The sequence below is a fragment of the Chitinophaga qingshengii genome (genome assembly GCF_014529935.1).
Taxonomy (GTDB): domain Bacteria; phylum Bacteroidota; class Bacteroidia; order Chitinophagales; family Chitinophagaceae; genus Chitinophaga; species Chitinophaga qingshengii.
The window spans coordinates 1,411,776-1,426,074 of the sequence record NZ_JACVFC010000001.1; the positions used below are offsets into that span (position 1 = coordinate 1,411,776).

At 45.8% G+C, this 14,299-nt stretch carries 13 protein-coding genes; 11 read left to right on the top strand and 2 right to left on the bottom strand.

The window, feature by feature from the left end:
- Positions 1-122: 122 nt before the first annotated feature.
- Positions 123-767 carry a hypothetical protein gene (locus ICL07_RS05140; RefSeq protein WP_246484979.1) on the top strand — a complete coding sequence of 215 codons (645 nt, stop codon included), beginning with the start codon at positions 123-125 and terminating at the stop codon, positions 765-767.
- Between the two features lie 154 nt (positions 768-921).
- On the opposite strand, the gene ICL07_RS05145 is transcribed toward ICL07_RS05140, so the two are convergent.
- On the bottom strand, positions 922-2,073 hold the full coding sequence (locus ICL07_RS05145; RefSeq protein WP_188086851.1) for a M23 family metallopeptidase: 1,152 nt from the start codon (positions 2,071-2,073) through the stop codon (positions 922-924).
- Between the two features lie 488 nt (positions 2,074-2,561).
- Between ICL07_RS05145 and ICL07_RS05150 the strand changes: the two genes are divergently transcribed.
- From ICL07_RS05150 to ICL07_RS05175, 6 genes are all read left to right on the top strand, one after another.
- Positions 2,562-3,293: a DUF2490 domain-containing protein gene (locus tag ICL07_RS05150; protein WP_188088833.1), complete on the top strand. Its 732-nt coding sequence runs from the start codon at positions 2,562-2,564 to the stop codon at positions 3,291-3,293.
- A 108-nt stretch (positions 3,294-3,401) separates the two neighbouring features.
- On the top strand, positions 3,402-3,851 hold the full coding sequence (locus ICL07_RS05155; RefSeq protein ID WP_188086852.1) for an SMI1/KNR4 family protein: 450 nt from the start codon (positions 3,402-3,404) through the stop codon (positions 3,849-3,851).
- A gap of 43 nt (positions 3,852-3,894) precedes the next feature.
- Entirely contained in the window at positions 3,895-4,500 is a 606-nt protein-coding gene (locus tag ICL07_RS05160; RefSeq protein WP_188086853.1) for a hypothetical protein, read from the top strand.
- Between the two features lie 108 nt (positions 4,501-4,608).
- Positions 4,609-6,285: an ArnT family glycosyltransferase gene (locus tag ICL07_RS05165; RefSeq protein WP_188086854.1), complete on the top strand. Its 1,677-nt coding sequence runs from the start codon at positions 4,609-4,611 to the stop codon at positions 6,283-6,285.
- Between the two features lie 394 nt (positions 6,286-6,679).
- Entirely contained in the window at positions 6,680-8,446 is a 1,767-nt protein-coding gene (locus tag ICL07_RS05170; protein WP_188086855.1) for an ATP-binding response regulator, read from the top strand.
- Between the two features lie 62 nt (positions 8,447-8,508).
- Positions 8,509-9,510, top strand: coding sequence for a terpene synthase family protein (locus ICL07_RS05175; protein ID WP_188086856.1), 1,002 nt, complete (start codon positions 8,509-8,511; stop codon positions 9,508-9,510).
- 73 nt (positions 9,511-9,583) lie between these two features.
- Here the strand turns inward: ICL07_RS05175 and ICL07_RS32680 are convergent, their stop codons facing one another.
- Positions 9,584-10,447 (bottom strand): 2OG-Fe(II) oxygenase, encoded by an 864-nt coding sequence (locus tag ICL07_RS32680; protein WP_343070976.1) that lies wholly within the window; start codon positions 10,445-10,447, stop codon positions 9,584-9,586.
- Positions 10,448-10,680: 233 nt separating this feature from the next.
- Here ICL07_RS32680 and pxpB point away from each other — a divergent pair, with 233 nt between their 5' ends.
- Genes pxpB through ICL07_RS05200 form a run of 4 tightly spaced genes read left to right on the top strand, consistent with a single transcriptional unit; the run spans position 10,681 to position 14,279 of the window.
- Positions 10,681-11,391 carry a 5-oxoprolinase subunit PxpB gene (pxpB, locus tag ICL07_RS05185; protein WP_188086857.1) on the top strand — a complete coding sequence of 237 codons (711 nt, stop codon included), beginning with the start codon at positions 10,681-10,683 and terminating at the stop codon, positions 11,389-11,391.
- Positions 11,388-12,380 carry a 5-oxoprolinase subunit C family protein gene (locus tag ICL07_RS05190; RefSeq protein WP_188086858.1) on the top strand — a complete coding sequence of 331 codons (993 nt, stop codon included), beginning with the start codon at positions 11,388-11,390 and terminating at the stop codon, positions 12,378-12,380. Before pxpB ends, ICL07_RS05190 begins: the two co-directional genes overlap by 4 nt.
- Positions 12,367-13,107 carry a 5-oxoprolinase subunit PxpA gene (locus ICL07_RS05195; RefSeq protein WP_188086859.1) on the top strand — a complete coding sequence of 247 codons (741 nt, stop codon included), beginning with the start codon at positions 12,367-12,369 and terminating at the stop codon, positions 13,105-13,107. Before ICL07_RS05190 ends, ICL07_RS05195 begins: the two co-directional genes overlap by 14 nt.
- Positions 13,104-14,279, top strand: a complete 1,176-nt coding sequence (locus tag ICL07_RS05200) for an NRAMP family divalent metal transporter (RefSeq protein WP_343070977.1) — start codon at positions 13,104-13,106, stop codon at positions 14,277-14,279. The genes ICL07_RS05195 and ICL07_RS05200 overlap by 4 nt, the downstream gene beginning before the upstream one ends.
- Positions 14,280-14,299: the final 20 nt, after the last annotated feature.

Here is a 14,299-nt window from a genome sequence, read left to right on the forward strand (position 1 = left end):
AGAATTCGGCTATCCGACATGCTATTTACAGTTTATTTACAAAGGTTACATTATTATTTACAATCCAGATTTCCAGGCTGAAAAGCAGGAAGTTAATTTCGTTGACATCAATTTTTTAAGCTATGAAAAATAAAAAAAATGCCTTAAACGGATCTGATTTATCTGGAGATAAATCTATGTTAATTAAACCTGCCAAAAATATGAAAAAAGTCATTTATGCGCTGATCTTACCGCTAATGGTGGTAAGCGGACTGGCATTTGCCAATCGCGAATTCAAAAATGAACCTTCTAAAAAATCAGCCTCCAAACCACTCTCTGCTGCAGCGATGAAAGCCGAAAGGGAAAGATGGGAGACTACCCCTGAAGGTATCAGGTACAAAAAATGGGAAGCGTCTCCCGAGGGTAAAAAAGTGCTTGCCGGGGCTGCTAACATAGGGAAGTATATAAGTACTTTTACCGACATGGAGGCTGTTGTAACTTCTCTTTCTCTTCCGCCAGGCTCACAATTAGGCTTTGGTGTGATGGCCAGGATTAATGGAGACGACTATATTCTTAGTTTTGGGACGGAAAAGTCTGACAAGAATTTTTTGAGCTTTAAAAGTGAATTTCAGTCGTTACATAGCCTGAAAGTTAACGACAAGATAATTATAAGAAGCCATAGTGTATTGCACGCGCCCAAGTATTCCTATCCAATAATATCGGGCGACTATGTAGAACGGGATAGTAAAATACTTTATAAACGCGCCCCTCGCAAAGACGGTTGCTGAGTACGTAATTCAAACCATAAAACAGTGAGGCCGATAGTAAAACAGGAACCCGCTCTAAGGGCGGGTTCCTGTTTTAAATATTTCCTATTCTTCTGTTTTCTATTGATTTTAAAGGTATTGAGATTTGAATCTATTTGTTATTTAAGACTTATCATCAATTATCTCCCACGTCGAATTTTATGACGGAATTTGATTCCGGGCGTTCTGCAGTAATCATCAATGGAGCAGCATCTTTTACCGGCATCCAGCGATCCTTGCCAAATCTGCTAAAATCAACATATCTGCCCAGAACCGTAAAACGTTCAAATACAAAAGGAATCCCCTCCGCACCCAGCGCTGAATGCTGATCTGCAACATGGAAGTGAAGATGCGGACCGGTAGTCTGACCAGTAAACCCGACAGCAGCAATGACATCTCCCTTTTTTACGCGTTGGCCGGGTACCACTTTGATGCTGCCTGGTTGCAGATGTTCGTAAAATGCGATACAGTTATTTCCTATATCCATTGCAATATAGTTTCCTGTCGCCTTCTCAGCGGGGTGTGCAGGGTGGTTTGACAACGTGTTACTTTCCCGAAAATCATCCCTGGTGGTTGATATAACCCCATCACTCACCGCCAATACCGCTGCTCCATAGCCGTACCAATTTTTCACCACATCATTATCTCCGTTTGCATAGTGCCCCAATTTATCAAGCTTAATGAAATCTATGGCAAAACGCCCCGGAATCCGGGCCTTCCCACCAACAGTATAAATTACCCTGCGATGCCCACGGCTCCAGGAAGGATCGTAAACTGCCACCCAGGGGCCACCATTTAAAGGCGCTCCAAGAACTACCGGCGGTTTCTCTGATAAGCGAATGGGTGCGCCCTGAACCGAAAAGGGGACCTTTTTATTACCCTGGGATAATGCGAAACCAAGACGATGTATCAGTTGCGCATTACTTGTATCATTTTGCCATTCAAGATAGACTACCCTTGAATTACCTGGTGCAATTATATTCTCTTTATCGTTTAATTGTAACCCCAGCCTGCTAAGCCTATTTATCAAATCATCCTTGCTAAAGGAAACAACAACTGTAGAATCAACCACATTCAATACTTCCATCTTTTCCAGGCTGATAGAATCATTGGAGAAATTAGTCAACTGAAGCTCATAGTAAACAGTAGGTTTTCCGTTTATCATTACAGTACCAGGTATAAAAGGAATACGCATATCGATAGATTGCCGGTATTCCTGGCTAAAACCGGACTTAATACCTGCGATAACTATAATGAGGAAGTATAATAATCTGCGGACTATTGCCATGCTTTACTTTTTAGATGCCAGCCTGACTTAAATTTAAGTAAAAAGATGTGAAGTCAGATTATTTTACCCAAATGATCTGTATACGTAGCCACACAGACATTGAGCCATGCCCCGGTTGATGAAGCTCTCCGCAAAATCATTCATTTGTGACTAAAGTTACAGTCTATAGGAAACAGACAGCGTAAATTTATGTAACGTACAAAAACAGTAAAAAATGAAGAATTATCTGAGGAATTGGAATTTTATGCGGATGTTTCGATTGGCATTGGGCATCATCCTTATTGTACAGGGCATTATCCTTAAAGAATGGCTGTTCGCAGGTTTGGGTGGGTTGTTCTCACTAATACAGTTGATGAATACAGGTTGCTGTGGCACATCGGGTTGTAGTATCTCCATTCCGGGAAGCAATAAAAAGACAGAAGGAACATCGTGTGAAAAAGTTCGCTAAACAATTCCGGAGAGAAAGATTGTCGTATTCATCAACGTTTATGCCCCGGTTTAAAAGATGGCTGATAATAGCAATATGGATTGCTTTTCCCTCAACTTTAACTGCACAGAATCATCACAATGCCTGGTTACGCGGCACATTGGGCGTTCCTTTGTCAGAAAAGTTAAAGACGGATATTGAATTTCAGCACAGGCGGCAAAATGGCTTTCAAAACATGAATATGCTGGATCAGAACCTGATGTTTAGCATCAGGCCGTGGATACACTATCAGTATCGTTCCAACTTAAAGTTTTCCGCTTCGCCGTTCTCCTATTTTTCCCATTACCGTATTATTCAGGACAAGGCAGATAATGAGGTAACGGCCAACAGCGAAGTCAGGGTCTCAATAGCGGAAGAATTACAACATAAAATTTCCAGGCACATTTACCTCCTTAACAGAAATGCTTTGGAATACCGTATTTTTAATAGCCCCCAACCCAATATCACCAGGTTTCGCACGCGCTTCGGCGGACAGTATGAATTAACCGGGCACGTTAAACTAGCCCTGTTCGATGAATTCTTTATAAACCTGGCGGGAACTTCCGCCGGACATATTCCCGACCATAACAGGACCGGTTTTAATATTGAATACAATGTTTCACCACAGCTGAAATTTGACCTCGGCTATATTTACCTTGTAAGGTTCTCTGTTCCCACGGCGGCCGGTAATATCAGGTCGCACGAAAATAATATATTCCTGCATCTCACCTACCAACTGAAAAATAACAAATAGAAGCACTATTTTTGGCATATTCAAGCCATTCCTCAGCGGTTTTAATGGAGTAAGCCATCTTCTCTGAAGTATTGGGTGATGAATACTGCTAAAACATAACCTCAAAAAATGGAAATAATAGCATACCAAAACGGTTCTAAAGAAAGCGTTTCAGCATTGGAAAAGCGCTACAAAACCAAGCTACCTCAGGACTATAAAGCCTTTTTAACCACCAGCAACGGAGCGATCATTAATAACGCATACCTGTATGTAAGAGACCTGAAAGAATATATGCTGATGGGTAACTTTTTTGGTACAGGTATCGACAAGCCCTTTGCTGACATTGTTAAAATTAACGAGGAATACAACGATGATATTCCTGAAAGCTCCTTGCTGATCGGGAGTGATGCCGGAAGCGGGTTGCTGTTATTGGTGAATGATGGAGAAAATGACGGGATCTGGTACTATGACCATACTTACTTTTTCAAACAATCAACGGATGAATTAAACACCTATTTTATTTGCGAGACTTTTACAGCGTTCATGGAAATGCTTAAGGAAACAAAACTTCCCGGGTAGTAATCGCTGATATTCGCCAACATTAAAACCTATTCTCCCGTATATGACAACAAAAATATTCCTATCAACAGCTTTAGTACTCCTGCTTGCTTCCTGCAAAGACAACACTACACAGGAAACGCCCCAACCAGAAACACCCAAGGCATTCAAAGAAAAAAGCTCTTATGAAATTGTCTCAAAAGGACCACGAGCCGGCGATTTAGTTGATGTCCTTTACGAGGAACTACTCAGCAAAGACACTGGGTTGCACATGCTGGAAGCCCAAATAAATGATCTTAATCGCAGCAAAAACGACTCCGTTAAATCATTCAACAGGTTTCACGGGAGAATGCAATCCTATTTTGAATCTACAGACACCCATGTTTCCGAAATCAGGGACTCACTATTGAGAGACAAAATAAAACTCATCATCGCCAGCCACCTGGCAAAGTACGATGCTCGCGTTGCCCGGCACCATGAACTACTGAAAGTGCTGGCCGCTAAGGATATCAACATTTCAGACCTCCATACCGCTTTGAAAATTGTAAAAACCTTGCCTGTTATCGAAAAATACCAGCAGACCAACCTGCCAGCTATCCAACAGATTGAGGGATATATTAAACAACAGGACCAGGCTATCCATCTGGCGGATACGCTTTTGAAAAAATAACAACCCGAAGGGTTCGTTTGGATACCAGGCCAAACAAACGTGCCGGATTTGCAAATGATAGTTTATGAACATATATTTGTTTAATACAATCATTTACATATAGTACATATGCGTACACCCAAACTATCCACCATTCTCATATTGGCAGTGATTGCGGCCCTTTTTTTCATTCCTTTCCTGGGGCGTGTGCATTTGTTCGATTGGGATGAAATCAACTTTGCCGAGTGTTCCAGGGAAATGCTCAAACTGGACGATTATACCCGGATTTATGTCAACTTTAAGCCATTCTGGGAAAAACCACCTATGTTTTTCTGGATGCAAAGTCTGTCCATGAAGATATTCGGGATCAATGAATTTGCAGCAAGGTTTCCCAATGCCATTTGTGGCATCGTGACCCTGATTGTGCTTTTCGTATGTGGTACCCGGTTATATGACCGGAAATTCGGCATCCTCTGGGCGCTGGCTTTCGGCGGGTCTCTTTTCCCTAATATGTACTTTAAGTCCGGTATCATTGACCCTTGGTTTAACCTGTTTACCTTCCTGGCCCTTTACTATTTTATATTGTATCACTGGAAACGGAATGGATTTGATAAAGAAGACCTGAACAAAAAACCAGTGTTTTACGCCGTTTGGTCGGGTATTTTTATGGGATTGGCCATTCTCACCAAAGGGCAGGTAGCCCTGATGGTGTTCCTGCTGGTACTGGGTGTATACTTCCTCTACAACCGGTTCAGGATATTTTTCAACTGGGGGCATGCCCTGCTGTTCCTCCTCGTTACGGCATTGGTTACCTTAACCTGGTATGGATATGAAACGGCTAAAAACGGTCCCTGGTTTATTACTGAGTTCCTGAAGTACCAATACCGCCTCTTTACCACCCATGATGCGGGACAGGCAGGATTCTTCGGGTATCACTACATTGTGCTGCTCATCGGTTGTTTCCCGGCTTCTCTTTTTGCCATTCCGGCCTTCTTCAAAGGCCACTATAGCAGCCGGTATGATAAAGATTTTAAGATGTGGATGATTATGTTGTTCTGGGTGGTGACGGTCCTGTTTACCATTGTACAGTCGCGTATTATCCACTACTCTTCCCTGGCCTGGTTCCCGATTACTTTCCTGGCTGCGTATTCCTTTTATAAATGGGACCGGAAGGAAATGGACTACAAAAAATATGTGGGTGCACTCACCACTATCCTGGGAACAATTATTGCCATAGTGCTGCTGGCCGTTACGCTGATAGCCTTAAATATCAAACGGCTGATCCCGTATGTACACGACACCTTTGCACAGGCCAACATGGCTGCCGATGTACACTGGAGCGGACTGGAAGGCTCCGTGGGTATTTTAATGGTGGTGACGATCATCGTGGGATTAAGACAGCTGCGCAAACGTGCCTTTATCAATGCCGCCACCACTTACTTTGTGGGAACAGGCCTGGTTATCTTTATGGCAGCAGCGATCATCGTTCCGAAAGTAGAAAAGTATTCACAAGCCGCGGCAATTGAATTCTTTGAGCAGCGACAGGGAGAAGATTGTTATGTCACCTGCCTGGGGTACTGGAGCTACGCGCCTTTCTTCTACACACACAAAGAAAAACCGGCGAATCAAAACTCCTATGAAGAATCCTGGCTGTTGAGCGGCGATATTGATAAACCTACCTACTTTGTTACCAAAGTAGACCGGGTGGATGATTACAAACAATACAATCTACAGGAACTTTATCGTAAAAATGGATTTGTGTTCCTGAAGAGAGAAGTGCCGGGTAAGTCTACCGTTACACCGTAACTGCCATTATATCGTGCTTACCATTTTAGCCGCTCTGTATACACGGGGCGGCTTTTTTGTGCGTCCCCACAACAACCTATCTTGTTCATGTTACATAAAAAATACAATACTATATAAAATAATAAATATAAATCACTTACAAATAAAAATTCATACTGTCATTGTGTTAAAAAAATTGTATTTTAGATCAACTGTATTTATGTATCTCAAATAACCTTTTTCAAACAACTGTTTATTAGGTATTACTAATTCCACTTTTGGAAAGGACTATCATTACCGGAGGTTAAAAACTCAAATGACCTGCAACACTTCGCTCTCTGTTAGTACCGGTAATATCTATCAGGATATTTGAGAGGCATCATTCAATTTTCTGCAACCCTAACAGAACGACCCAATGATAAAACCACTGATAAATAACGCTCCTAACAAGGAGGCGTTTATTTTAGCACCTGAAGCGAGTAAAGCCATCGGGCGCATCATCAATATTCTTTCTTATTCTACCTCCGCCCTGGCAGCCATCATGGCCACGCTACTATATGGTATGTCGGGTCAAAAAATAATAATCTACTCCGGCCTGGCGGAAAGTATTTTATTTCTCATCGTACCCCTGCTGAAATACCGGAATAAGCTGTTTGCGGCGGTCACGCTCTGCTTTGCTCTGCAATCTTTTGCCGTTCTTTACTTCGGGTTAATATTAACCCCCGCTGCTCCCATTTGGGCCATGGGTCTTTTTCTTAGCTTAATTGCCTTATTAATATTCAGCGAAAAACGAGTAAAAATAGCAGCCTTATTTTTCGTCGTATCGATTATACTCACGTTAGAACTAAATTATCAGTTTAAATTCATCCAGCCAATTGCCTTATCCTATCAATATGAGGAGATTCTCCGGAGGCTGGTTATAGGAACGGTATTGTTTCTTAACTCCATCATGATTTACTTCTACATGAAACAGCTTCACGCAAAGCAAAAGGCAATTGACATCAACACAGCCGCATTGCAGAAAGCCAGAGAAGAATTACAAAATTACACTTCATTTGTAACGCATGAGATGCGTAGCTCCCTGAACGTTATCTATGGTATCACCGAACATTATAAACCATCTATACAACACCACCAACCAGATGAGGCCCTGGTAATGGAAGTAAAACATTTCCAGTTGCTTAGGCTGGCCACCGGAGAACTACTGGATCTTGTAGGGAATGTGCTCAACTGGAGCGAGATTGAATCTGGCGCCAACAGGGTTTTGGTAAATGAAGCCTTCCATCTGGAACAGTTCATCACGGAGTTGACAGAGTTTTTCACGGAGCAAGCCGTTCAGCGGAATGTCACCTTTACCACTCTTAAGCAACCTGATCTACCGCAGACAATCATTGCAGATGCATCCAAACTGAAGCGCCTGGCCGGAAACCTGCTGACGAATGCTATCAAATTCACCCAGGAAAAAACAACGGTGAAATTGATGGTTGGCTTTAAAGCCAACATACTGGAGTTGAAAATTTGTGATCAAGGGAAAGGTTTAACGGAAGAACAACAGGCCGATATCTTCAAACCTTTTTATAAAGGTCCGAATAAATACTATGAAGGGAATGGTCTGGGACTGCCTATTACCAAAGCATTAATTGAAAAGATGGGTGGAGAAATTACGGTCACCAGTAAAGTAAACGAAGGCACAACTTTTACCGTACAGCTTCCCGTGAAGGTAACCTCCCTCCCTGCTTTCGGGCAGAAAAAATCTGAAGAGAGCTTGTTGATGCAGATTTCAGGGATTTCTGCCTTGTATATAGAAGATGAAATACTGAGCCGGTCCATCATGAAAATGCATCTGAAACAGCTGGGAATAACGCACTATGAAGCAGACAGCTTTCCCCAGGCACAACAGATTATTCAGGAAAACATACCGGACATTATTCTGTTGGATGGTTCATTACCACAGACAAGTGCTATCGAGGTGCTGGAGCAGCTCAAAACTGTAAAATCCGCGGCAAATATTCCGGTCATCATCGTTTCCGGAACGGCCACACCGGATTTCGTAGCTGGTACCTTAAAAGCCGGTGCAAAAGACTATCTGTTAAAACCTGTTTCTCCTTCGGTGCTCAAAAAAGCTATTGAGAAAATTTTAAATCAGGAAAAAAACAAGCATACATACATAAATCCATTGTAAATCCTACCGCGGTGTAATAACTTACTGTAGGTATATTTTTATCTACTGTAAAAAAATAAGTTATGAGAACGCAAAAAATTCCGGAGCTGCTAGCTCCATTCCCCCCGCTTGTCAACCAATTTGCTGAACAGTCAAAGGAAAACACCCGGAAGTGGGTCCGGAAATTCAGGCTACACGAAGGGAGCGACTACGACGCCTACCTGAAAGACAACCTAACTTACATGACTGCCCGCTTTTATCCAACCGCTTCCCAGGAGCGGTTTTTTATTGCCGACCAGTTTAATACATTGTTATTTGCGATGGATGATCGTATGGACCACCAGGATAACAAAGACCTGATTATTAGCAGCAGAGAGCGGTTTAGCAAATTCATTGATGCCTGTCTGCTTATTATGAAAGGGGAGTATGATGCCCCGCTTCCGCCAACAGGGCACCTTGCAGCCCTGAATGATGTATGGAGCAAGGTAAAAACCATCAGTACACCGGCCTGGCAGGCGAAATTCACCGCAGGTATCAGGAAGATGTTTGATGCTGCCTTATGGGCGCACGATAATTTTTCCGCACGGCAAATACCTTCTGTTGCCGGTTTCTATACGATGCGTCCCTTCCTGGGAGCCGCCCATACTTCTTCCGACATGATTGAAATCATAGAGCAGGTTTACATCCCTAACACAATCCTTGAGCTTCCCTATTTTCAGGAGATAACCAGGTTATGTCAAATAACGGTTTGTCTTGCCAATGATATGTTTTCGGTGATGAAAGAAATCGGGCATCAGGACTATCATAACATGGTGTTGATTATGATGCGGGAACACGATATCAACCTAAAGCAGGCGATGAAACAAACCCGCCGGCTCTATACCGCCGATATGAGGCAGTTTCTCCGGTTGATGAGCATTCATTCACATCAATTGTTTACCGGCTATGAAACGGAAATACAGCGATACAAACAATGCCTGCAGGCAATCATGAGGGGCAATATTGACTGGAGCACGAAAGAAACCAACCGGTATCCCAATTTTGTGTATGGAGTGCAAAAACGTGTTAAAAGAAATGAAATCTAAATAACGCGGCTAAACAACTACTACCTGTCTTCACTGGAAAGACAGGTAGTAGCTATCTTTAAATAACCTGCTGTTACTTCTTTTTACGGGAGAAGAACCGTAATACGTTACTGATCACTTTATCGTTTGATCCCAGCATGCCTTTGATTTCCGTATAAACAGCCACCATAGTATTATCCAGCTTCACCATCCATTTTTTCTTCTCTTCACCCGGACGCACCATGTAATGGGTTGCTCTGCGGAAAGGCTGTGCCTCTTCGGTATAATAATACAGCGCGATAGATCTCCGGTGCCGGTCTTCCGGGCAGGTAGTAGGTTCCGGGTGACCGTGATAGGAATCGGCGTCTGTATTAAAGATCACGCAACGATTAAAAACGGGCAGCACTTTCTTTTCACAAGCTTTCATCTGTGTATCCCACAGTTCCAGCTTACCACCCCATTCCTCCACCCAGTCCGGATTGAGATACACGAGCACATTTACCCGGCGTTGCCAGTGGCGGTGGTGCGGATGTACCGTAAAATCGGCATGGATGTTCAGATAGCCTCCCCGCTTGGATTGATGGATGCCGCCGCCTTCGAGCAGGTCGTCTTTCATCAACCCTTTTATGCCGGTCAGTTCACTGAGAAACTCCAGGAATTCCGGGGAATTCAATTCATTGATAGTCCGCTTGATGGTAGGCGGCAACAAATCGAGTTTATTCAATCCCGCTTTGTTTTCATTGTAGTGAACATAGTTGATCCATCCCTCTTCTTCATTTAATTTATCAAATTCCCTGGCGCATGTACTCAATACATCCGGGTTCAGGAAATTTTCTAAAACAATGTGGGGGTAAGGACTGGCTCCCTGGTAATCTTTGCTTAACGCAGGAAGTTGACTGTTCCAATGATCGTAATCGAATAACTGCGTGTTTTCGGCAATTTCAGTGATAGTTTTCACTTATTGAGTTTTTGGGCATGACTTTTCAAAGGAAGCATAAATATAGCGCAAATATTATTCGCTGCAATAAGGGGATGGTTAATTTAATTTTGCGCCGGTATAAACAACCGTCCGCCGGGGGTATACCGGCGTCGACTATCCGTTGTCAGTGCATTGGGAAGCAAGAGTCCGGCAGTTCCACCACTAAAAAGGGGGCGGCGTTTTTTCCGCGCTAAAAGCACTATCTTGTTACGATGAATCCCGACTATGTCATACACCCGCTTGGAGACCGTGCTGTTACCCTCAGATGGGAGCAGAAAATAGACCCGGCGATACACCAGGAAGTGATGCGCATCTACCATCACCTCCGCGTTCCGTCATCTCCCTATATCCTTGACCTGATACCGGCATATGCGGCTTTAACGATTGTGTATGATACGGCACAGATCAGGCGCTACGAGCGCATCTCCGGATTACGATGGATAACAGGCTATATCCGGGAGAAAACAACATCGCGGGAAAGCATCTCTTTCCCCGCTCCCCGGGAGCTGCAAATCCCGGTATGTTACGATCCTTCACTGGGGCTGGATATAACAGAGATGGCCGCATCCCGGCATGTCACCATCGCGGATATCATCACCTGGCATACACAAACCATATACACCGTATATCTGACCGGTTTCCTGCCGGGATTTCCTTATATGGGAGAAGTCTGCCCGGCGCTGGCAACACCGCGCAAAGCACAACCACGGCTAAAGGTACCCGCCGGCAGCGTGGGTATCGCAGGCCTGCAAACGGGCATCTATCCGCTGGCATCACCCGGCGGCTGGAATATCATCGGACAAACGCCGTTGCGGATGTTTGATGCCCGCCACAGCGATCCCTGTTATTGCCGGCCGGGGGACCGTGTGCAGTTCATACCAATAACACTGGACGTTTTCAAACAGATACAACAGGAGCAATGAGCATAGTAGTATTACATCAGGGCCTCCTGGATACGATACAGGACAAAGGCAGGTATGGTTTTCAACACCTGGGCATTAACCCGGGCGGCGTCATGGACCGTATAGCCATGTCTGTAGCAAACGCGCTTACCGGTAACCCGGCTGATGAAGCGTTGCTGGAATTACATTTCCCCGCAGGTAAATACCTGTTTGAAACGCCTGCCCTGATAGCTTTATCAGGCGCCGATTTCAGCGCTGCTGTCAACGGCGAGGCCTTACCGTTACATCAGCCACGTTATGTTCCCGCAGGCGCCATCCTAACTTTTAACAAGCTAGCTACAGGCGCCCGTTGTTACCTGGCCGTTCGCCATGGCTTTTCACTGACACCCTGGCTTGGCAGCTACAGCACCCATCTTAAAGCAGCGCAGGGAGGCTTTGAAGGCAGGGCCCTCCGGAAAGGGGATAAACTCGCCGTCCGCCTACCGCTGCCGCCTACCGGTAAAGCACAAACGGACTTATTCCCCTGGAAAGCCGCCACCGGTCATCTGTATAATAAGCAGGACACCATCCGTATATTACCGGGTATTTGTTGGGATATGCTGGACGACTCTTCCCAACAACAACTCCTCACCGGCAGTTTCCGGGTAAGTCAACATAGCGACCGGATGGGATTCCGGTTAAGCGGTACATCCCTGCATACCCGTAGCAAAGTTGAACAGCTGTCTTCCGGCATCTGCAAAGGCGCTATACAGCTACTCCCCGACGGCCAGCTGATCATCCTGATGGCCGACCATCAGACCACGGGCGGTTACCCGGTAGTGGCCCATGTTATTACCGCCGATATGCCCGCGCTGGCTCAATATCAACCGGGGCAAATTTTGCAGTTCAGTACTATCGGCCAGGAAGCGGCGGAAGAAATGTTATTTCAACAGGAAAGAGCCATCCGCTACCTGCAACATGCCTGTCAGTTACGTTTGGAAAAATGGTTACCACCATATGAATTATATTGATCTTAACTGCGACATGGGCGAAGGGCTGGACAACGACGCCGCCATTATGCCCTTTATCAGCAGCGCCAACATCGCCTGTGGCTATCATGCCGGTAATGCTGATACGATGAAAAAAACCGTGCTGCTGGCTATGGAACATTCCGTCGCCATCGGCGCACATCCCGGATTTGCAGATCCCGAAAACTTCGGACGCCGGGAACTACAACTCACAGATGCCGCGCTGTACGACCTGGTGACCACACAGATATATGCGCTGCAAACCGTTTGCCGCGCCTATGGAGCACCGTTGTATCATGTAAAACCACATGGCGCCCTGTATAATATGGCAGCCCGTACCCCCGCGATGGCGAAGATCATTGCCAAAGCAGTGAAGGATGTTGACAACCGCTTACGCCTGTTCGGCCTGAGTAACAGCCTGCTGATCAGTGAAGCCGCAGCCGCCGGACTGAAAACCGTCAGCGAAGTATTTGCCGACAGAACCTACCAGGATGACGGCTCACTGACCGCCCGCTCACAACCGGGCGCCATGATTGAAAGCGAAACGCTGGCCGTTGAGCAGGTATTGCAGATGGTCACCCGACAAACCGTGACTGCCCAATCCGGAAAAATTATTCCCCTGAAAGCGGAAACCATCTGCCTCCACGGCGATGGCGCCCACGCCCTGGAATATGCCCGTGCCATACATACCGCCTTGCTTCATCATCATTTAACGATCCAACATCCGTGAGTAAACAGAAATCTACCGCCATTATGGGCGCCGCTTTCCTGATGGCTACCTCCGCTATCGGACCGGGCTTCCTTACCCAGACCACCGTTTTCACCTGGCAGCTGGGCGCAGCTTTCGGCTTTGTGGTACTGATATCCATCTTACTGGATATCGGCGCGCAGCTCAATATATGGCGGGTACTGGCCATCACGGAACGCCGCGCACAGGACCTGGCTAATGATCTGCTGCCCGGACTGGGCTACCTGCTGGCAGCGCTGGTAGTACTCGGCGGACTGGCCTTCAACATCGGTAATATAGGCGGGTGCGGACTGGGTATACAGGTGATCACCGGTATAGATCCCACCTATGGCGCCTTACTCAGTTGCGCCATTGCCTTGTTTGTTTTCTGGATAAAGGAAATGGGTTATATGCTCGACCAGTTTACCCGCTGGCTGGGGTTATTGATGGTATTGCTGACCATCTACATTGCCGTCAGCTCCCACCCTCCCCTTGGAGATGCCATCCGGCAAACGTTTTGGCCTTCCGTGATAGATACCAAAGCCATCGTGACCCTGGTAGGCGGTACCGTTGGCGGCTATATCAGTTTTGCCGGCGCCCACCGGCTGCTGGATGCCGGTATCAGCGGCACCGGGCAATTAAAGCTGGTCAACAGGAGCGCTGTCAGTGGTATCATCATCACCGGTATTATGCGTACCGTGCTATTCCTGGCCACCCTGGGCGTAGTAGCCAAAGGTTTTACCCTGGACAGCAACAATCCGCCGGCTTCCGTATTTCGTATAGTCGCCGGTATGGCTGGCTACCGGTTTTTCGGCGTGGTGATGTGGAGCGCTGCGATTACCTCCGTAGTAGGCGCCGCCTATACCTCTGTATCTTTTCTTAAAACGTTCCATCCGCTGGTGCCGAAATACGAACGCTGGATTATCTCTTTCTTTATCATTTTCTCCACCATCATTTTTATTTTCATTGGAAACCCGGTACGGCTCTTAATTACAGCCGGTGCATTCAACGGGCTTATCTTACCCGTAGCCCTGGCGGTGATATTAATTGCCTCACTCAAAAAGAAACTGATGGGCGACTACCGGTATCCGGTATGGATGCAGGTAGCAGGATGGTGCGTGGTGCTGATCATGGGTTGGCTGAGCGCTGTTACCCTGGTAGCGTGGCTGAAATAACGGCGGCCGGCAAAGTATCA

What these genes read in the sequence shown, in the direction of transcription:
- ICL07_RS05140 (WP_246484979.1), top strand. Translation starts at nt 123, where the DNA reads ATGAAAAATAAAAAAAATGCCTTAAACGGATCTGATTTATCTGGAGAT.
- ICL07_RS05145 (WP_188086851.1), bottom strand. Translation starts at nt 2,073, where the DNA reads ATGGCAATAGTCCGCAGATTATTATACTTCCTCATTATAGTTATCGCA.
- ICL07_RS05150 (WP_188088833.1), top strand. Translation starts at nt 2,562, where the DNA reads ATGCCCCGGTTTAAAAGATGGCTGATAATAGCAATATGGATTGCTTTT.
- ICL07_RS05155 (WP_188086852.1), top strand. Translation starts at nt 3,402, where the DNA reads ATGGAAATAATAGCATACCAAAACGGTTCTAAAGAAAGCGTTTCAGCA.
- ICL07_RS05160 (WP_188086853.1), top strand. Translation starts at nt 3,895, where the DNA reads ATGACAACAAAAATATTCCTATCAACAGCTTTAGTACTCCTGCTTGCT.
- ICL07_RS05165 (WP_188086854.1), top strand. Translation starts at nt 4,609, where the DNA reads ATGCGTACACCCAAACTATCCACCATTCTCATATTGGCAGTGATTGCG.
- ICL07_RS05170 (WP_188086855.1), top strand. Translation starts at nt 6,680, where the DNA reads ATGATAAAACCACTGATAAATAACGCTCCTAACAAGGAGGCGTTTATT.
- ICL07_RS05175 (WP_188086856.1), top strand. Translation starts at nt 8,509, where the DNA reads ATGAGAACGCAAAAAATTCCGGAGCTGCTAGCTCCATTCCCCCCGCTT.
- pxpB (WP_188086857.1), top strand. Translation starts at nt 10,681, where the DNA reads ATGAATCCCGACTATGTCATACACCCGCTTGGAGACCGTGCTGTTACC.
- ICL07_RS05190 (WP_188086858.1), top strand. Translation starts at nt 11,388, where the DNA reads ATGAGCATAGTAGTATTACATCAGGGCCTCCTGGATACGATACAGGAC.
- ICL07_RS05195 (WP_188086859.1), top strand. Translation starts at nt 12,367, where the DNA reads ATGAATTATATTGATCTTAACTGCGACATGGGCGAAGGGCTGGACAAC.